General features: G+C 70.1%; 16 protein-coding genes. 6 read left to right on the top strand and 10 right to left on the bottom strand.

Features of this window, described 5'->3' with window-relative positions; translation table 11 throughout:
* Nucleotides 1–13: 13 nt before the first annotated feature.
* The 3 genes from ACESMY_RS16860 to ACESMY_RS16850 all read right to left on the bottom strand — a co-directional run bounded on the left by ACESMY_RS16860 (nucleotide 14) and on the right by ACESMY_RS16850 (nucleotide 4,349).
* The gene (locus tag ACESMY_RS16860; RefSeq protein ID WP_372785777.1) at nucleotides 14–1,513 is read right to left on the bottom strand and encodes a M20/M25/M40 family metallo-hydrolase; all 1,500 of its coding nucleotides are present in this window, start codon (nucleotides 1,511–1,513) and stop codon (nucleotides 14–16) included.
* Nucleotides 1,514–1,632: 119 nt separating this feature from the next.
* A complete protein-coding gene (locus tag ACESMY_RS16855) occupies nucleotides 1,633–3,210 on the bottom strand; it encodes a DegT/DnrJ/EryC1/StrS family aminotransferase (RefSeq protein ID WP_372785776.1) in 1,578 nt (525 codons plus the stop codon).
* 182 nt (nucleotides 3,211–3,392) lie between these two features.
* Nucleotides 3,393–4,349 carry a glycosyltransferase gene (locus ACESMY_RS16850; protein ID WP_372785775.1) on the bottom strand — a complete coding sequence of 319 codons (957 nt, stop codon included), beginning with the start codon at nucleotides 4,347–4,349 and terminating at the stop codon, nucleotides 3,393–3,395.
* 279 nt (nucleotides 4,350–4,628) lie between these two features.
* Here ACESMY_RS16850 and ACESMY_RS16845 point away from each other — a divergent pair, with 279 nt between their 5' ends.
* Nucleotides 4,629–5,015, top strand: a complete 387-nt coding sequence (locus ACESMY_RS16845; protein WP_372785774.1) for a response regulator — start codon at nucleotides 4,629–4,631, stop codon at nucleotides 5,013–5,015.
* Here the strand turns inward: ACESMY_RS16845 and fixJ are convergent.
* Together fixJ and ACESMY_RS16835 are read right to left on the bottom strand one after the other, a co-directional pair.
* On the bottom strand, nucleotides 5,012–5,626 hold the full coding sequence (fixJ, locus tag ACESMY_RS16840; protein WP_372785773.1) for a response regulator FixJ: 615 nt from the start codon (nucleotides 5,624–5,626) through the stop codon (nucleotides 5,012–5,014). The two genes, ACESMY_RS16845 and fixJ, sit on opposite strands and share 4 nt — an antisense overlap.
* Complete coding sequence (locus ACESMY_RS16835; RefSeq protein ID WP_372785772.1) at nucleotides 5,623–6,717, bottom strand: sensor histidine kinase; 1,095 nt, start codon at nucleotides 6,715–6,717, stop codon at nucleotides 5,623–5,625. The genes fixJ and ACESMY_RS16835 overlap by 4 nt, the downstream gene beginning before the upstream one ends.
* Before the next feature lie 192 nt (nucleotides 6,718–6,909).
* Here ACESMY_RS16835 and ACESMY_RS16830 point away from each other — a divergent pair, with 192 nt between their 5' ends.
* Together ACESMY_RS16830 and ACESMY_RS16825 are read left to right on the top strand one after the other, a co-directional pair.
* Entirely contained in the window at nucleotides 6,910–7,236 is a 327-nt protein-coding gene (locus tag ACESMY_RS16830; RefSeq protein ID WP_372785771.1) for a hypothetical protein, read from the top strand.
* Between the two features lie 261 nt (nucleotides 7,237–7,497).
* Nucleotides 7,498–8,799 carry a PQQ-dependent sugar dehydrogenase gene (locus ACESMY_RS16825; protein WP_372785770.1) on the top strand — a complete coding sequence of 434 codons (1,302 nt, stop codon included), beginning with the start codon at nucleotides 7,498–7,500 and terminating at the stop codon, nucleotides 8,797–8,799.
* A 10-nt stretch (nucleotides 8,800–8,809) separates the two neighbouring features.
* On the opposite strand, the gene ACESMY_RS16820 is transcribed toward ACESMY_RS16825, so the two are convergent.
* Complete coding sequence (locus ACESMY_RS16820) at nucleotides 8,810–10,123, bottom strand: energy transducer TonB (protein ID WP_372785769.1); 1,314 nt, start codon at nucleotides 10,121–10,123, stop codon at nucleotides 8,810–8,812.
* A gap of 142 nt (nucleotides 10,124–10,265) precedes the next feature.
* On the opposite strand from ACESMY_RS16820, the gene ACESMY_RS16815 reads away from it, so the two are divergent.
* On the top strand, nucleotides 10,266–10,607 hold the full coding sequence (locus ACESMY_RS16815; RefSeq protein ID WP_372785768.1) for a hypothetical protein: 342 nt from the start codon (nucleotides 10,266–10,268) through the stop codon (nucleotides 10,605–10,607).
* 16 nt (nucleotides 10,608–10,623) lie between these two features.
* Here ACESMY_RS16815 and ACESMY_RS16810 read toward each other — a convergent pair whose 3' ends face one another.
* Both ACESMY_RS16810 and ACESMY_RS16805 read right to left on the bottom strand, forming a co-directional pair.
* Nucleotides 10,624–11,223, bottom strand: coding sequence for a hypothetical protein (locus tag ACESMY_RS16810; RefSeq protein WP_372785767.1), 600 nt, complete (start codon nucleotides 11,221–11,223; stop codon nucleotides 10,624–10,626).
* Nucleotides 11,224–11,359: 136 nt separating this feature from the next.
* A complete protein-coding gene (locus ACESMY_RS16805) occupies nucleotides 11,360–11,791 on the bottom strand; it encodes a hypothetical protein (RefSeq protein ID WP_372785766.1) in 432 nt (143 codons plus the stop codon).
* 237 nt (nucleotides 11,792–12,028) lie between these two features.
* Here ACESMY_RS16805 and ACESMY_RS16800 point away from each other — a divergent pair, with 237 nt between their 5' ends.
* Both ACESMY_RS16800 and ACESMY_RS16795 read left to right on the top strand, forming a co-directional pair.
* The gene (locus tag ACESMY_RS16800; protein ID WP_372785765.1) at nucleotides 12,029–12,745 is read left to right on the top strand and encodes a DUF6445 family protein; all 717 of its coding nucleotides are present in this window, start codon (nucleotides 12,029–12,031) and stop codon (nucleotides 12,743–12,745) included.
* Nucleotides 12,746–12,974: 229 nt separating this feature from the next.
* Nucleotides 12,975–15,776, top strand: a complete 2,802-nt coding sequence (locus ACESMY_RS16795) for an ATP-dependent DNA helicase (RefSeq protein WP_372785764.1) — start codon at nucleotides 12,975–12,977, stop codon at nucleotides 15,774–15,776.
* Here the strand turns inward: ACESMY_RS16795 and ACESMY_RS16790 are convergent.
* Nucleotides 15,773–16,204 carry an SRPBCC domain-containing protein gene (locus tag ACESMY_RS16790; protein WP_372785763.1) on the bottom strand — a complete coding sequence of 144 codons (432 nt, stop codon included), beginning with the start codon at nucleotides 16,202–16,204 and terminating at the stop codon, nucleotides 15,773–15,775. The genes ACESMY_RS16795 and ACESMY_RS16790 overlap by 4 nt on opposite strands.
* The gene (locus ACESMY_RS16785) at nucleotides 16,201–16,512 is read right to left on the bottom strand and encodes an ArsR/SmtB family transcription factor (protein WP_372785762.1); all 312 of its coding nucleotides are present in this window, start codon (nucleotides 16,510–16,512) and stop codon (nucleotides 16,201–16,203) included. Before ACESMY_RS16785 ends, ACESMY_RS16790 begins: the two co-directional genes overlap by 4 nt.
* Nucleotides 16,513–16,523: the final 11 nt, after the last annotated feature.

The raw sequence follows: 16,523 nt of genomic DNA, 5'->3' as shown, positions 1-16,523 counted from the left end.
TGAACGGACAGAATCACCAATTGAGATCGGCGATCAGGCCGGCGTAGACCTCGATGCCGTCCCAGAGGTTGCCCAGCCGCAGGTTCTCGTTCTGGGCATGCTGGTTGTCGTCGTAGTTGGCGATGGCGACCCCCACCATCGGCGCCTTCATCTGGTTGACGATCTCGGCCATGCCGGAACTCGCGCCCATGAACGGCAGGCGCAGCACCGGATAGCCCACCGTGCGCGAGATCGAGGCGGCCACGGCCTTGGCGCCCGGCCCGTCCATCGCCGATTCCGTGGCGACGGAAGAGCCGGCGTCCCAGATGATCCGCGCGATCTTCGGATGCGCCAGCCGGGTCGCGAGGTCGGGCGCGTCGCGCACGATGAACCAGCCTTGCCGCGTCAGGTGCGCCTCGGTCAGCTCGCGCACGCGCGCCGGGGTCTCGCCGGGCGCAAGGCGGAAGTCGAAGGAGGCCTCGCCCTCGGTGGCGATGGCGTTGGCGGCGTTGGGTCCCTCGTCGCCGGCGTGGATGGCGCGCACGTTGAGCGTCGGGGCCATGTAGCCGTCGGCCAGCCGCGGCGGGCCGATATTGCGGCCCAGGCCCATGGCCCGCTTCAGTCCAGTCTCCACATCCGGCAGGGCGGCCAACGCGGTCTTGTCCGCCGCCGAGACCGGGGCCACGTCGTCGTAGAAGCCGGGGATCAGGATCCGACCCTCGTCGTCGCGCAGGCTCATCACCAGGGAGGCGATCATCACGGTCGGGCTGGGCGCCCAGGAGCCGTAGTGGCCGTCGTGCAGCGGCTTCAGCGGCCCGTAGACCGTGGCGGTGAAGCCGGTGATCCCGCGGTTGCCGAAGTTGATCTCCTGCTTGCCGGACTGGTGCATCGGGCCATCGCCCATGATCAGCAGGTCGCCGCGCACCAGCTCCAGGTTCTTGGCCACCAGCCGGGCGAAGTGCGGCGAGCCCTGCTCCTCCTCGCCCTCGTAGAGCAGCTTGATATTGACCGAGGGCTTGATGCCCGCGGCCTTCAGGGCGTCGAAGGCCGAGATGAAGGCCTGGATGGTCCCCTTGTCGTCGCCGGCCGAGCGGGCGAAGAGCCGCCAGTCCGGATCGAGCGGCCCTGTCGCGGCCTTCCAGTCCACGGGCCTGGCTTCGGGCAATGCCGTGCGCATCGACGGCTCGAACGGCGTCGAGATCCAGCCCTTCTGGCCGATCGGCTGGCCGTCATAGTGGGCGTAGAAAACCACGGTGCGCTTGGCGCCGGGCGTCTTCAGCGCCGCGAGGATCGATGGCGGCGTCCTGGGTTCGGCGGTCAGCAGCTGCGTCTTGAATCCGCGCTTCTGCAGCAGGGCCGAGATATAGGCGGCATTCTTCTCGACGTCGGGGACGGTGGTGGCGACGTTCGGCACGGCGAGCATTGCGGCGAAGTCCGAGACGATCTCTTTCTCGTGCGCCTGCCGCCAGGCGCGCACCGCGCCCGTCGGCGACGCCGCGCCGGCGGTCCCGGCCATCAGCAACACGGCGGTCATCGCCGCCACTCCCAGTCCCCGCAACGTCATGACGCCCCCCAAAGCCCGCAAACCCTCGGCCGGAGGCAGACCTAGCAAGTTCTGGCCGTGGATGCGCGCCCTTGGAGCCCCGCCCGCGTCTAGCCGGCGACGGGCAGGGACAGGAAGTCGGTGACAGCCTCGATCACAGCCAGAATCTCGGTGTTGGTGTGGGTGCTGTTCAACGGCAGGCTCAGCACATCGCGCGCCCACATCTCGGCGACCGGGAACGACTGGCCTTCCCACCGGCCCGCGTAGCAGGTCTGCTGATGGATCGGCGTGGGGTAGTGGATGTTGGCGTCGATGTTGCGCTCGGCGAGGTAGCGGAAAAGCTCGTCGCGGCGGCCCGGGCAGCGCACGGCGAAAACGTGCCAGACCGGCCGGCCGTAGGGATGGATCTGCAGCAACTCGAGCCCGTGCAGGTCGGCGAGGTTCGCGAGATAGAGTTCCGCCAGCTCGCTGCGCCGGGCGTTCAGCCGATCGAGCCAGGGCAGCTTGGCGCTGAGCACCGCGGCCTGCATCGGGTCCAGCCGCGAGTTGCCCCCGATGACCTCGTGCTCGTATTTCTGCATCGACCCGTAGCTGCCGAGACGACGCACGGCGGCCGCCAGCTCGGGATCGTTGGTCACCACCGCGCCGCCATCGCCGAGCGCGCCGAGGTTCTTGGTCGGATAGAAGCTGAAGGCGGCCGCGTCGCCGAGCGCGCCGCACCGGCGGTTGCCGTAGAAGGCGCCGTGCGCCTGGGCCGCGTCTTCCAGGATCTTGATGTCGCGGGTCCCTATGACCGCGCGGATCGCCTTGATGTCCGCCGCCTGGCCGTAGAGGTGGACCGGAATGACCGCGCGGGTGCGCGGCGTGATCGCCGCCTCGAGCAGGGTCGGGTCCAGAAGGCCGGTGCCGGCCTCGACATCCACCAGCACCGGCGTGGCGCCCACCCGGTCGACGGCCAACGCCGTGGCGATGAAGGTATGGGCTGGCACGATGACTTCGTCACCGGGCCCGACGCCCCAGCCGGCCAGGGCCATCGCCAGAGCGTCCAGCCCGTTGCCGACCCCCACCGCGTGGGTGGTCCCGCAATAGTCGGCGAACTGCGTCTCGAATTCCGTGAGCAGCGGGCCGCCGATGTAGACGCCCGACCGGATGACCTCGTGGACAGCGTCGGTGACCGCGCGTTCCATGTCGGCGTGTTGCCGTCCGAGGTCGATGAAGGGAACCGACGAGGCGCTATGCCGGCGCTCCCATTCGAGGAATTCGGAATGGTCGCGGATATAGTCCGGCTCGGTATAGGGCTGCGAGGCGAGGACCAGGACGAGGGCGTCCGAGGAGAAGTCGTAGAGGTCGCGCCAGCAGGCGGCGTCAACGACCAGGGCCTTGCCGTAGCCGGCCAGTCGGGTCCGCAGGATCTCCGCGCCCTTCGACACCGCGATCGTCACCTGTCCGCGCAGACAGATGAAGCATTGGCGCATGGTCTTGTGCGCATGGCCGCCGCGGCCCTTGCCGTTCGGGACGCCAGTCAGGAAATAGGCCCGCAGGACGGGGAAGCCGATGTGGGTCGCCGCGTCGGCCACGCCGAGCGTGCCGGTCTCGCTTTCGATCAGCTGGAGGTCGACCAGGCGCGCAAAGGACGCCGCTCCAGAGGTCGAAACCTTATCCGACCGAACTCGACCATCGTCCAACATGGAACACTCGACCCCCTGTGCTGCCGCAGTGCTGCAACGACCGCGCCAACTCCACCGCCTTCTGGATATCATGGTGTTGCGAAATCGAAACGAGCCAAGTCGTCGCGCCACCTTTTGAACACAATCTGCCCGGGTGTCGCGCAGCGTCTCGCGCGGGACGGTCGTCCGCAGCTCTCGCGGCCTTAGGCGAGGCGGAAAACGTGGCGTTTGATGATGCCGGCGGAGTTGCGCAGGGTCAGGCCTTCGGCCAGGCCACGCAGGGCGGCCAGCAGGGCGTAGATGCGCGAGCGGTCGTAGCACTCCACATCGTAGTCCTGGAGCTTCATCCGCCGGCCAAGCGGCTGCTCGAAGGCTGCGTCGTCGCGTCCTGAGAGACTCCATGCGCGCCGCCAGTCGCGAGAGATGGCCCGCCAGCTTCGCGCCCAGCGCCGCCGGGACTCGCGCCCCCGCGGCGGCTTGCGCCCTGCGAACAGATTGGCGTCATGCACCCGATATTCGACCAGTTGCTCGTCCACCACCCGGATCCCGCGCTCCAGCAAGGCGCGGAACGGCAGCACCACGTCCTCCTGCAGCACCTCGGCGTCGATCGGCCCATATTTGGTCCAGAGTGAACGCGAATAGGCGCTGGCGCAGCCCAGCGCGCTGATCGAGCCGCGGTTCAAGGCGCCTTCGAGGGTCATCGGCACGACCGGCGGCAGGCCCCATTTCGGCAGGGCCTTTCCCTCGCCGTCGATCACCGAGACATTCGAGCAGACCATGTCCACCGGCGTCGGCTCCAGCGCGGCGCGCGCCAGCTTGGCCACGCGGTCGGACCGCGAGATGTCGTCGCCGTCCTGCACCACGATCAGGTCGCCGGAAGCCAGGCCGGCGGCGCGGTTGTAGTGCTGGGCCACGCCCAGGTTCGTCGGATTGCGGTTGAGGATGATCTTGTGCGGGCCGGTGTAGGCCTGGGCCTCTTCCTGCATGATCTCGAAGGTCCGGTCCGACGAGCAGTCGTCGGAAAGCACGATCTCAAGCGGCGCATAGGTCTGCGCCAACGCACTGCGCACGGCCGCCCGGACGTAGGGCTCCTGCTTGTAGGCAACGACGATAACGCTCACCAGCGGTGTGGCGCTCATGTCGGAAACGGCCGGCGCCATCCACCCCCCAGAATCACAAGGCGCCCGGTCATCCAGCCCCCATGCCTGTGTACATATACTAGCAACAAAGGAGCTAACGCACCCTGAGCACGCATTCCACCCCTCGAAGATCGTGTTCGGTGATCAAGTTCTATCTCGGCGCGACGCGCCGCGAGGGGTCCTCAGTACTTTCCCTGAAGGATTCGACCGGAGTTCCAAGCGCTCGGAACGCGGCTAAGACTCCAGATTCCCGCAGTTTCCTGCATTTGGCTCGACGCTGGCGGGGCGGACGATCGCGCGATGGCGCCCCAACCGGTGATCTATATCGTCGATGATGACGACGCGGTGCGCGATTCGTTGTGCGTCCTGTTCGGCGTCGAAGGTCTGGCGGCGCGCGGTCATGTCTCGGCCCAGGCCCTGCTCGACGACCTGCCGGGGGTGCCCCACGGCTGCATCGTCACCGACATGCACATGGCCGAAATGACCGGCCTGGAGCTGCTTTGCCGCCTGAAGGCCCTGGGCGTCGCCCTGCCGGTGATCGTCATGACCGGGCGGGGCGGGCCGGCGCTGGCGGCCGAGGTGATGGCCGCGGGCGCCGCCGCCTTTATCGAAAAGCCCTTCGGACCCGAAGACATCATCGAGGCGGTCCGCACGGCGATGCGTGAGAGCGGACGGGTCACCGGCTAGACCCGGCTCTCGACGCGCCAGGCCATACGCACCAGGTCCGAGAGGCTTTCGGCGTGGGTCTTCATCATGATGTTGGCGCGGTAGGACTCGACGGTGCGCGGGCTGATGCCGAGCGCGCGGGCGATCTCCTTGTTGGAGGATCCCGCCACGACGCCGGCCAGGACGTCGCGTTCGCGGGAGGAGAGGCCGGCAATGCGCTTGGCGTGGTCGGCCCGCGAGCTAGTCCGCGCCTGGTCTTCGGCGAGCGTGGCCTGCGCCGCGCGCACCGCAGCCGTCAGTACATCGCCGTCGAAGGGCTTTTCGATGAAGTCCGCGGCGCCGTTCTTCAGGGCTTCGACCGCCATGCTCACGTGGGCCAGGCCGGTCATGACGATCACCGGGAAATCGGCGGTCCGGCCGTTCAGCCGCGCCAGCAGCTCCAGGCCGCTCATCCCCGGCATCCGCACGTCGGTGACGACGCAGCCCGGCTTGAGGCCATCCAGCGCATCCAGGAAGGCCTGGGCCGAGGGGTAAGTCCGCGTGTTGAACCCGGCAGCCGAGAGCATGGCGGCGATCGCGTGGCGCAGGGCGTCGTCGTCGTCGATGATGTGGACCAGGCCCTGGCCGCTCATGACCTCTGCGCCTCCGGCGCCCGCCGTAGCGTGAAGTGGAAGAATGCCCCGCCGTAGGGATCGGTTTTCCCGCGGATCGTCCCGCCATGCGCCTCGACGATACTGCGGCAGACCGCCAGGCCAATCCCCATGCCGTCGGCCTTGCCGCTGACGAAGGGCTCGAAGAGCCGCTCGGCGAGGTCCGCCGGCAGGCCGGGCCCGCTGTCGGCGACGAAGGCCTCCACGAGGCCCCCGGGGCCGGCCCGCCCGCCGATCCGCAGCTCGCAGCGCGGTGTCCCGGCCATGGCCTCCACGGCGTTGCGGATCAGATTGACCATCACCTGCTGGACCTGGAGCCGATCGGCGAGCACCCGGTCGGCTGCGGCCTCGAACTCGCGGCGCACGCTGACCGCGCGCCCGGCGCCGGCCATGGCCATGGCGAGCGACTCCTCGAACATCTCCGAGAGCGACTGCGGGGCGAGGGCCAGTTCGTTCCGGCTCACCTGCCCGCGGATGCGTCCAATGACGTCCCGCGCCCGGGCGGCCTGGCCCGCGACCTTCTGCAGGAGGTCGGGGACGCTGTCCGGCGGGGCGTTCTCGCGCTCCACGAGGCGTTGGGCCGCGCCGGCGTAGCTGGCGATGGCGGTCAGCGGCTGGTTGAGCTCGTGGGCCAGGGTCGCGGCGATCTCGCCCATGGCGTTCAGCCGGGCGACGCCGGCCAGCCGCCGCTGCATGTCGCTGAGCCGCTCGGCGTCGGCGGCGGCGCGCCTGAGGCCGAGCTTGCGCATGCCGCCGGCGATCGAGAACACCAGGCCGAAGAGCAGGAAGATCAGGACGCCGCCGGGCCCGAGCGGGGCTTCGCCGGCGGTCCGCAGCGCCCACTGGCCGACCCCGAGCCCGAGCAGGGTGACCGCGACCGCCGGCCAGAACCCGCCGATGAAGGCCGCGATCATGATCGCGGGCCAGGCCAGCAGAAACGGCGATTTCGCACCCAGCGCCTCCTGTAGGGCCATGCGCGACAGGATGATGAGCCCGCCGAGGCCGGCAGCCAGCAGCGCGGGCGGCGCGGCTCGCGTCCATTCACCCCCGGCATTCGGAACGCTACGCTTCACCGAGCCCATACCCCGTGGCCCCCAAGGCCCCACCATACCCCAGCCAAGCGTCGCTGCAATCGGTGGTTGTTGTCGCAGGCGAGAACTACCTTTCAACCGCGGCGCGAACCCGCTTTCCCGGATGACAGCGAGCGGGGAGAGGCCTTAGGCTCGGCTCGCACAACGCGGTTCCGCCGCCTCAGGAGACCTCCGATGCGCCAACTGCTCGCCGCCACCACCCTGCTGGCGCTGGCCGCCGCCGCCCCGGCCCGCGCCGACACCCTGACCGAGATCACCACCCACGGGATGATCGTGACGATCGCGGGCATGGACTACGACCTGGTCTTCACCCCCGACGGCAAGTTCACCAGCGCCGCGGTGCAGATGACCGGGACCTGGAAGGTCGACGGCGACAAGCTCTGCACGACCAACAACTTCGACCCCACCGAGCAGTGCGCCGCCTATCCGAAGGACAAGAAGTCGGGCGACACCTTCGAGCTGGTCACGCCCCAGGGCTCGGCGACGGTCAAGATCAAGTAGCCCCCATCGACGTGAACATGGACGCGGGGCGCCTGTGGCGGCGCCCGGGCGATTGGCGACGGGACCCGCCGCGGCTTGAGAAAGACCGGCGGCCCGCCGGGCGGGCCAAATCCAACCGGAGAGTCTAGGCGCGGCGTCCGGCTTGACCAAAATTTCGGTGTTCACGATTTGTTTCAAGCGGAACAATCGGGGCGCTGGATCGCGGTCCCGCCCCGTGACATGCAGGAGGCAACAACAAACCTGACTTCAGAGGGGACGGCTGTGCGCAAGGATCTTCGGGCTTCGAGGGCGGTGACGGGTCTGGCGCTGGCGATGGCGCTCGCGCCCGGCGCGGGGGCGTGGTCGCAGACCGCGCCGGCGGCGGCGGTCCCGACCTATGCGCCGGGGCCGGACTATGCCGGCGTGGCGGGTTCGGCGGCGGAGAACGCGCGGATCGAGACGCTGTGCGGCGCCAACCGCAACGCCAGGGACGGCTACTTCGCCCCGCCGGCCCGGCCCGACCAGGCGCGCGCCCCGCAGATCAAGTCGAAGGCCGGCCTCAAGGTCGAGGTGGTGGCGAGCCTCGACCGGTCGGTCGGCCTGGCCTTCCTGCCGGGCGGCGAGCTCCTGGTCTCGCAGCGCGCGGGCGGCCTGCGGGTCGTCGACGCCAAGGGCCGCGTCTCCGAGCCGCTGAAGGGCGCGCCGGAGATCGCCGGCGTGGTCGGCACCAGCAACACCGGCCCGGTGCTCGACCGCGACTTCGCGAAAAACCGCACCCTCTACTACGGCTACACCGCCGCCCCGCCGGCCAAGGGCGAGCCCTTCATGGGCCGCATCCTGAAGGCCCGGCTGTCGGCCGACGCCCGCAGCCTGGAAGACGCCAAGACCATCTATGAGGCGCCCTACCTGTCGCCGCGCCGCCTGGTGCAGGCCCGCGACGGGACGCTGCTGATCGCCTCGGGCGAGGTGGCCTCCGGCGGGCCCAACCCGCAGTCGATGACCGACCCGCGGGGCAAGGTGCTGCGGATCAACGCCGACGGCTCGATCCCCAAGGACAACCCCTTCGTGGGCAAGAAGGACGCCAACCCGGCGCTCTATGCCGTCGGCTTCCGCGACATCCAGGCCGCGGGCCTGAACCCGGCCACCGGCGACCTCTGGGTCGGCGAGAACGAGCCGATGGGCGGCGATGAACTCAACCGCATCAAGTCCGGCGGCAACTACGGCTTCCCGGTGATCAGCTATGGCCGCCAGAACTCCGGCGCCCTGATCAACGGCGGCAAGACCGCCCAGGACGGCATGGAGCAGCCGGCCTATTTCTGGACGCCCTCGATCGCCCCCTCCGGCCTGACCTTCTACGACGGCAAGGCCTTCCCGGCCTGGAAGGGCGACGTCCTGGTCGGCGCCATGTCCGGCCGCCAGCTCGTCCGCCTGCGGATGAAGAACGGCCGGGTGGTGGGCGAGGAGAAGCTCCTGATGGACCGCTGCAAGCGCGTGAAGGACGTACGCGAGGGCCCGGACGGCCTCGTCTATGTGATCACCGACGAAAGCCCCAGCGAGATCCTGCGGCTCGCGCCGGCGAAGTAGCGGACGCGGTTCAGCCCTTTGGCTCAGCCTTCGGCGGCTCGGCCGTTCCGGGTTCGTAGCGCAGCGGGATGTTGATCACCCCGCCGACCGTGGGGAGACCCTCCGCGGTCCAGGTGGTCAGGCGGAAGTGCGGGGCGAGCGTCAGCGCCGCCGCGCCGACGCCCTGGCCGGCCGGCTCCTCGGTCAACACTTTGCAATCCGTCACCGACCCGCCCTGCTGGACCGTGCAGGCGAGCTTCACCCGCGTCGTGCCGCTCACCGACAGCTTGCCGAAGGCCGCCGAGGTGTCCTCGGCGCTCGGCAGGCCCGCCCAGGCCGCCTTGCCGATCAGCGGCTGGCCGGCCTCCAGCATGGCCGGGTCGAAGACCACCGGGAGCTGGATGCGGACTCCGCTGATCGTCTTGCCGTCCGGCCCGGTGGGGAGTGCGCGGAACTGCTTGGCGAGCGCCCTGGCGGCGTCGGCGAAGCCCTCGTGCTTCGGGTCCTCCGCCAGGGTTTCGCAATTGCCGATATTGCCCTGCCGGTCGAATTCGCAATTGAGCGTGGCACGGCCGCCGAGCTTCGCCTCGCGGGCTTTCTTCGGGTAGGCGGCCACGACGTCGGCGTAGCTGGGCGCCTGAGGCCAGGCGGTCGCGGCGATGGCCACGCCGACGCTCCGGCCCATGGGCGGGGCCGAGCCGCTGGTGCCCCGCGGCATCTCGAAGTTGAACGGGATCATGACCGGTGCGACCCTGGGCTTGCCGCCGATCACCGCCGGCGCCATCAGCAGCTGCGGGGTGAGCGTCAGCGCCGCCCCGGCGAAGTGCGACCCGTCGGGCGCTTCGCTGACCGCCCGGCAATCGAACAGCGCGCCCTGCAGGCTGACCAGGCAGTCGATCGTGGCCTTGCCGCCCTGGCCGTGGGCCCAGGCGTCCTTGGGCCACACGCTCATCAGATCGCTCGGCGTGGGTTTGCGCAGCCAGTTGGGCGGCTTGTCGTACTTGATGGACGCGTTGCTGAAGACGTAGACGTCGCCGCCCACGGCAGGCGCCTGGGGCCCGGACATGTTCACGCGGAAGCGTGGCGCCAGGTCCAGGAGGTGCTGGCCGAGGCCTGCGGGGCGCTCCAGGATCAGCCGGCAGGCGTCGAGCCCACCGTCCGAGCGCGCCTTGCACTGCATCGAGATTTCGACGGTCGGGTCCTGCTTCAGGGCCTCGGGCCAGGTCGACATCAGTTCGGCGCTGGTCGGGCGCGCGACCCAGTAGTTGACCTGGGGCGGCGCCTCGCCCGCCGCGCCCAGCAGCACCGCGCCCGCGACCGCCAGGCCGACCCGCGTCCTCGACATATGCCCCACTCCCCAATACTCAACTGGAGCGTGCCACGCGCACGGGCGGGGGAAAAGATGGGTTGCGGGGCGCGGGCTTGACCGCGCTGAACCCTTCCATGGCCGCGCCCGTTAACCTTTGTGACCGTCAGAAGGAGGTCCCATGAAAAGCCACGAACCGCGCCGCATCGACGTGCCCGAGGTGATCGAGGTGTTCGTCGACCAGTTGAGGTTCCTGACCTTCGACGGCCACCAGCTGCGCATGGAGTTCGACGTGGTGCGCAAGGACGGCGCGGCCCCCGAGGACGAGAGCCGCCACTGGACCTATACGGCGAGCCGCCTGGTCATGTCGGCCCACGGCGTCCCGGCCATGCTCGACCAGATGGCGAGGCTGCAGGCCGCGATCGCCCCGCGGGCGGCGGCGGCCGCGCCCGAGCCGGAGCATGAGGTTGAGGCGGCGGAGCCAGTGCTGAAGTGGAAGGGCCGGGAGACGGTGCGGGGATAGGGGGCTTCGGACCCGGCTATTTCAGCGTCAGCGGGATTTCGCCGTCTTCGTCGCCGCTGTTGATGCGCAGCGAGAGGGTCTTGGCCGTCAGCGGCAGGGCGAAGACCAGGTCGGCTTCCTTGGCGCTGCGGGGGTCGACGGAGGAGTTAAGCCAACTGGTCGGCGCGCGGGGGACGCCGTCGACCGCCAGGCGGAAGCTGTCGTTCCAGAAGCCGATATCGTTGGGCCCCGCGTTGGTCAGGCGGACCTTCAGGGTCAGCGTGCCCGCCTCGGCCGTCCGCCGCTCGACCCCGGCCGACAGCAGCTCATAGGTCCCACGTCCGCGATTGTTGCCGAGCGTCACCTGGGCGCCCGGCGCGAAGCTCACGGCCGGCGCGCCGGCGGCGGGCGCGGCCTGGGCCTGAGGCGGCGGAACTTGCGGCGTCTGGGCCTGCGGGACGCCCGGCGCCTCGGCCGACGCCGCCGCGGCAGAGCGGTGCAGCAGGCCCGCCTGGCTGAGCGCCAGGATCAGCCCGCCGATGGCGGTGAGCAGCGCCGCAACGGCGGTCACCATGCCCGGCAGCGTCTGCCACCAGGACGCTCGGCTCTCGGCCTTGGGCTCTGGGTCCTGCGGCATGATGGCCCTGCTCCACTGTGCGCTGCGGTCAGTTGACGCCTAGCGGACGGCGGGGAGCAAGGGCGGAGGTATTTCCACCTTCCCCGGAGAGTGCGCTAGCGAGGAGATGGCTTGGCTTTGGGTACCCGATTGGATTTCAAAAGGTCGGCTTCGATACGTCGTGCCCGTTCTCGGGAGGGAGTTTGCCGCTACGCTCCATCATTTTAGCGGTAACGTCTAAAGCACCTAGAAGCGGCGCTGTATTGATACGTATTGCGGCCGGAGAACAGCTCATGACGTATCCGGCGAAGCCGGCGACAACGTAAATGGTTTCGTGGTCAGGCTTTCCGGCCTGCAAGGCCGCGGTAGCCGCATTGTATTTTGCTTCAATTGGCTTTAGGAATTCCTCGATCGCGCGAGGTTCTTCAAGGTATTTGTTAGTGCTGCCCTCGTCGATTCGACAAACTGCTTTTGCTGTCGGGGTGAATGACTTGAGGTCACTCTTGCGGACGGCGTGCATTAGCCCATTCAACGCGGGAGAGTAGAAGCGCTTGAGGTGGACCTGGGAAACGTAGTGGTCGAGAGCCATGGCGTGAAAACAGAAACCGCTCAGTTGATGAGGCGTGATCTTACCACAGTACAAGTTCCCATTTTGTTCCGGTCTCGATCCCCCCCTCTGTCGCCAGGCTTCTCCTGCCGCAGCTTCGGCGCGGATCGCGCATGTCGCCTCCCGCCCCGCCCACACAGTTTGAGCCCTCCGCTCCCTGCGCCAATATGTCGGACTCGGGCCGACTTGACCCGCACCGTCCCCTCCGCGAGACCCCGCATGACGCTCGACTTCCGCCCCCATGACGCCATCGTGGCGCGTACGGACCTCGTCGGGGCCGAGGGGTCTCCGGTGATGGTGTTCGACAACTTCGCGGCGGAGCCGGAGGCGCTGGTGGACTATGCGGCGTCGGTGGCGCCGTTTCCGCCGGCGGCGCAGAGCTTCTATCCGGGGGTGCGGGCGGCGGTTCCGATGCCGTTCGTGCGCGGGGCGCACGGCTATCTGGACGGGGCGTTGCGGGCGGTGTTCGGGCTCGGCGACCAGGCGGTGGTGAGCGGCGGCTGGGAGTTTTCGCTGGTCACGCAAGGCCCGGAGACGCTGAGCCTTCGCCAGCGGATGCCGCACATCGATTCCACCCATCCCGGCAACCTGGCGCTGCTGCTCTACCTGGCGCGCGAGGGGCAGGGCGGCACGGGCTTCTATCGCCACCGCAGCACCGGCTATGAGACCATCACCGAGGCGCGGTTCGACCGCTATGAGGCGAGCCTGAAGGCCGAGGTGGCCGCGCTCGGCGAGCCGCGGGGCTATGTGTGCGGCGACACGCCGATCTTCGAGCGCATCGCCGACTATGAGCCGGTGTTCAACCGGATGATCGCCTACCGCAGCCGCAACCTGCATGCGGCGAGCCTTCGGCCAGGGTTCGCGGGCGATCCCGATCCGCGGACCGGGCGGCTGACGCTGAACCTGTTCCTGCACTACCGGGCGAAGAGTTCTTGACCACGGAAAACACGGAAAGAGCACGGAAAGGAGGATGGCCGCAGAGGCCAGGATGAATGAGCGATCACGCTGCCGGCGCGATCAATGGAGTCCGCTGCTGTGGTGGGGCAGGCGCCCTTCCGTGCTCTTTCCGTGTTTTCCGTGGTTCCAAAAATAGAGTCGCGCTTGCGCCGCGGTGTGACGCGAAGTTCCCATTCCGTTCCGGGGTGAATCCGGCTAGCAACGCCAGGTGAGTTTTCCCCCCGCCACCCTCGATCTCGCGCCGGCGCTGGTGGTGCTGCCGGGGCCGCGCGCGGCGGTGGCGGATGCGACGGGGCCGCAAGGCTTGCGGGCGCCGGATGCGCGGGACCTCTTCGAGCAGTGGCCGGTGCTGGTGGCCCATGCGGCGATGACCGCGCGGCGGCTGGGGGTGGCCGTGCCGCCGCGCAGTCCCCGGGTGTTCGATGCGCTGGAGCTGTTCGCCTTCGTGCGGCCGGGGCGGTTCTGCGCGCCGTCGGCGGCGGGTCTGGCCCAGGCGCTGGGGCTGCCGGAGCCGAAGGGGGCGGCGGCGCAGGCGGTGGCGCTGCGCGAGGTCTGCGGCCTGCTGCTCGGCGAGCTGGGTTCGGCGCCGGAGCCGTCGCGCGAAGAGGCGCTGGCGGTGGCCGAGACCCTGGCGCGGGGCGGCTGGCCCTGGGGCGCCGCGGCGATCGGGGCGCTGCGGTCGCAGCCCGTGGGCAACATGTTCCGCACCTCGGGGCTCGACGCCTGGGCGCGGCTGACGGAATGGGAGGCCGAGGCGCCGCCCGGGGAGCCGGGGACCAAGCCGGTCGAGCCGGCAGCGGCGGCGGCGCGGCTCGCGGAACTCTTGGTCCGCTCGGGGCTCGACGAGGCGCGGCCGGCGCAGGCGGAATATGCCTCGGAGGCGGCCTACGCCTTTTCGCCCCGCGACAAGGAGGGCGAGCCGCGGATGATGCTGGCCGAGGCCGGCACGGGGATCGGCAAGACGCTGGCCTACCTCGCGCCCGCCTCGCTGTGGGCGGAGGCCAACGGGCCGGCGGTCTGGGTCTCGACCTATACCCGCGCGCTGCAGCGGCAGATCGAGCGGGAGAGCCACGCGATCTATCCCGACCCCAAGGTCCGGGCGAAGAAGGCCGTGGTGAGGAAGGGGCGCGAGAACTACCTCTGCCTGCTGAATTTCCAGGAGGCGGTGAACGCCGCGCAACTGGGCGGTGGCGACCTGGTGGGGATGGGGCTGGCGTCGCGCTGGGCGCGGGCGACCCGGGACGGGGACATGACCGGGGGCGACTTCCCGGCCTGGCTGCCGACGCTGTTTTCGGTGTCGCCGGCGGCGCAGGCGAGCCCGGCCAATCTGGTGGACAGGCGCGGCGAGTGCATCCACGCGGGCTGCCAGCACTACCGCACCTGCTTCGTGGAAAAGGCGATCCGCGGCTCGCGGCGGGCCGACATCGTGATCGCCAACCACGCGCTGGTGCTGACCCAGGCGGCGTTCGATGGGGCGCGGGCGGCCCGGGGGTCGAAGGCCGACGGGGAGACGACGCAGCTCAAGCGCATCGTCTTCGACGAGGGCCACCACCTGTTCGACGCGGCGGACTCGGCGTTCGCCGCGGCGCTGTCGGGGGCGGAGGCCGCGGAGCTGCGGCGCTGGATCCGTGGGCCGGAGGGGCGCGGCCGGCGCGGGCGGGGGCTCGAGGCGCGGCTGATGGAGGTGCTGGGCGACCACGAGGAGGCGCAAGGGGCGCTGATCGAGGCGACGCGGGCGGCGGCCGTGCTGCCCGGCGAGGGCTGGTCGGGCCGCATCGCGCCGCCGAACGGGGAGGTCAATCCGCTGGGGCCGGTGGAGCAGTTCCTGGTGGCGGTGATGGAGCAGTTGCGGGCGCGGGCTGCGCCCAGCGAGGTCGGGATGGAGTGCGCGGCCAGGCCGGCGCTCGACCTGGTGCGGGAAACCGCGCGGGCGGCGGCCGAGGGGCTGGCCAAGGTCGAGGCGCCGCTGGTGGCGCTGGCCCGGCAGCTCGAGGACGTGCTGGACGCCGAGGCCGCGACGCTGACCACGGCCGACCGGGCGCGGATCGAGGGGGCGCTTCGCGGCTTGGACAGACGCGCCCGGATGACCTTGCCGGCCTGGCGCTCGATGCTGCGGGCCATCGACGAGGACGCCGAGGACGACCCGGACTTCGTGGACTGGTTCGACGCGACGTTCCTGTATGGGCGCGTCGTGGACGCCGCCTGCCGCCGCCACTGGGTCGACCCGACCGAACCCTTGACCAATGCGGTGATCGCGCCCGCCCACGGGGTGCTGGTGACCTCGGCGACGCTCGCCGACGCGACGCTGGACGACCCCTTCGCGCTCGCCGAGATGCGCACCGGGGCGGCGCGGCTGCCGGACCGGCCGAAGACCCTGAAGCTCGCCTCGCCCTTCGACTATGCCAACCAGGCCCGGTGCTTCGTGGTCACCGACGTCGGCCGCGAGGATCCGCGCCAGGTGGCCGCGGCCATGCGCGAACTGTTCCTGGCGGCCGGCGGCGGCGGGCTCGGCCTGTTCACCGCGATCCGGCGGCTGCGCGCGGTGCACGAGAAGATCGCCGGGCCCTTGGCCGACCAGGGGATCGCGCTCTACGCCCAGCATGTGGACGGCCTGGAGGTGGGCGCGCTGGTGGACATCTTCCGGGCCGAGGAGGACGCCTGTTTGCTCGGCACCGACGCGGTGCGCGATGGCGTGGACGTGCCGGGCAAGTCGCTGCGCCTGCTGGTGTTCGACCGGGTGCCGTGGCCCAGGCCCGACATCCTGCACAAGGCGAGGCGCGTGCGGTTCGGCGGCAAGGGCTATGACGACGCCGTGGCCCGCGGCCGCATCGCCCAGGCCTTCGGCCGCCTGATCCGCCGCGCCGACGACAAGGGCTGCTTCGTCATGCTCGACGCCAGCTCGCCCACCCGGCTGTTCTCCAGCCTGCCGGAAGGCGTGGCCCTGCAGCGCGTCGGCCTGGTGGAGGCGATCGAAGGCGTGCAGGAATTCCTGGGGACCGCGCCGCGCTAGGCCAGCGCCTTGGCCAGCCCGTCCAGGATCATCGCCCAGCCGGATTGCGTCTGCTTCACGTACGCTTCGAAGACGCCCTGGTGGGTGAGGGTGAGTTCGCAGCCGGAGCCGGACGGGGCGAAGTCGAGGGTGATGCGGGTGAGCGTGGGTTCGTAGGCCGGGACCGCGAAGTCGAAGACCAGGCGCCGGGGGCGGTCGATCTCGATGTAGGTCCCGACGTGCTCGACATCGCCCATGTCCGGGCGGCGGTCGGTGAAGGTGAAGCCGCCGCCGACCCGCGGGTCGATCTCGGCCTTGATCATCCGGCCGGTGGGCGTGGCGAACAGGAACTTGCCGGCGATGGCCGGGTCGAGCCAGGCGTCGAACACCCGCTCGGGCGCGGCGTCGTAGCGGTGGGTGGCGCGGACGGTTCCGGTCTTCTGGGTCATGACGCGTCCTTCAGGAGGTCGTCCAGGCGGGCGAGGCGATGGGTCCAGAGGCCCTGCTGGCCCTCGATCCACCGGGCGGCCTCGTCGAGCGGCGCAGGGTTGAAGCTCAGGATGTGCTCGCGCCCCTCGACCCGGCGGCGGACCAGGGCGGCGCGCTCCAGCATGCGGATGTGCTTGGAGACCGAGTTGAGCGAGATCTGGAAGGGGGCCGCGAGCTCGGTGACCCTCGCCTCGCCGGCGGCCAGCCGGGCCAGGATCGCGCGGCGCGTGGGGTCGGCCAGGGCGGTGAGCGTGTCGTCGAGCATCATTCACCCATAGA

It is taken from the genome of Phenylobacterium sp. (assembly GCF_041691455.1).
Lineage (GTDB): Bacteria > Pseudomonadota > Alphaproteobacteria > Caulobacterales > Caulobacteraceae > Phenylobacterium.
This window is presented reverse-complemented; position numbering and strand designations above follow the sequence as displayed.

Excerpts from the sequence above, each read along its gene's own strand:
- ACESMY_RS16845 (WP_372785774.1), top strand. The coding sequence starts at position 4,629 with ATGGCGCCCCAACCGGTGATCTATATCGTCGATGATGACGACGCGGTG.
- ACESMY_RS16830 (WP_372785771.1), top strand. The coding sequence starts at position 6,910 with ATGCGCCAACTGCTCGCCGCCACCACCCTGCTGGCGCTGGCCGCCGCC.
- ACESMY_RS16790 (WP_372785763.1), bottom strand. The coding sequence starts at position 16,204 with ATGACCCAGAAGACCGGAACCGTCCGCGCCACCCACCGCTACGACGCC.
- ACESMY_RS16820 (WP_372785769.1), bottom strand. The coding sequence starts at position 10,123 with ATGTCGAGGACGCGGGTCGGCCTGGCGGTCGCGGGCGCGGTGCTGCTG.
- ACESMY_RS16850 (WP_372785775.1), bottom strand. The coding sequence starts at position 4,349 with ATGGCGCCGGCCGTTTCCGACATGAGCGCCACACCGCTGGTGAGCGTT.
- ACESMY_RS16815 (WP_372785768.1), top strand. The coding sequence starts at position 10,266 with ATGAAAAGCCACGAACCGCGCCGCATCGACGTGCCCGAGGTGATCGAG.
- ACESMY_RS16810 (WP_372785767.1), bottom strand. The coding sequence starts at position 11,223 with ATGCCGCAGGACCCAGAGCCCAAGGCCGAGAGCCGAGCGTCCTGGTGG.
- fixJ (WP_372785773.1), bottom strand. The coding sequence starts at position 5,626 with ATGAGCGGCCAGGGCCTGGTCCACATCATCGACGACGACGACGCCCTG.
- ACESMY_RS16800 (WP_372785765.1), top strand. The coding sequence starts at position 12,029 with ATGACGCTCGACTTCCGCCCCCATGACGCCATCGTGGCGCGTACGGAC.
- ACESMY_RS16860 (WP_372785777.1), bottom strand. The coding sequence starts at position 1,513 with ATGACCGCCGTGTTGCTGATGGCCGGGACCGCCGGCGCGGCGTCGCCG.
- ACESMY_RS16805 (WP_372785766.1), bottom strand. The coding sequence starts at position 11,791 with ATGGCTCTCGACCACTACGTTTCCCAGGTCCACCTCAAGCGCTTCTAC.
- ACESMY_RS16785 (WP_372785762.1), bottom strand. The coding sequence starts at position 16,512 with ATGATGCTCGACGACACGCTCACCGCCCTGGCCGACCCCACGCGCCGC.
- ACESMY_RS16855 (WP_372785776.1), bottom strand. The coding sequence starts at position 3,210 with ATGTTGGACGATGGTCGAGTTCGGTCGGATAAGGTTTCGACCTCTGGA.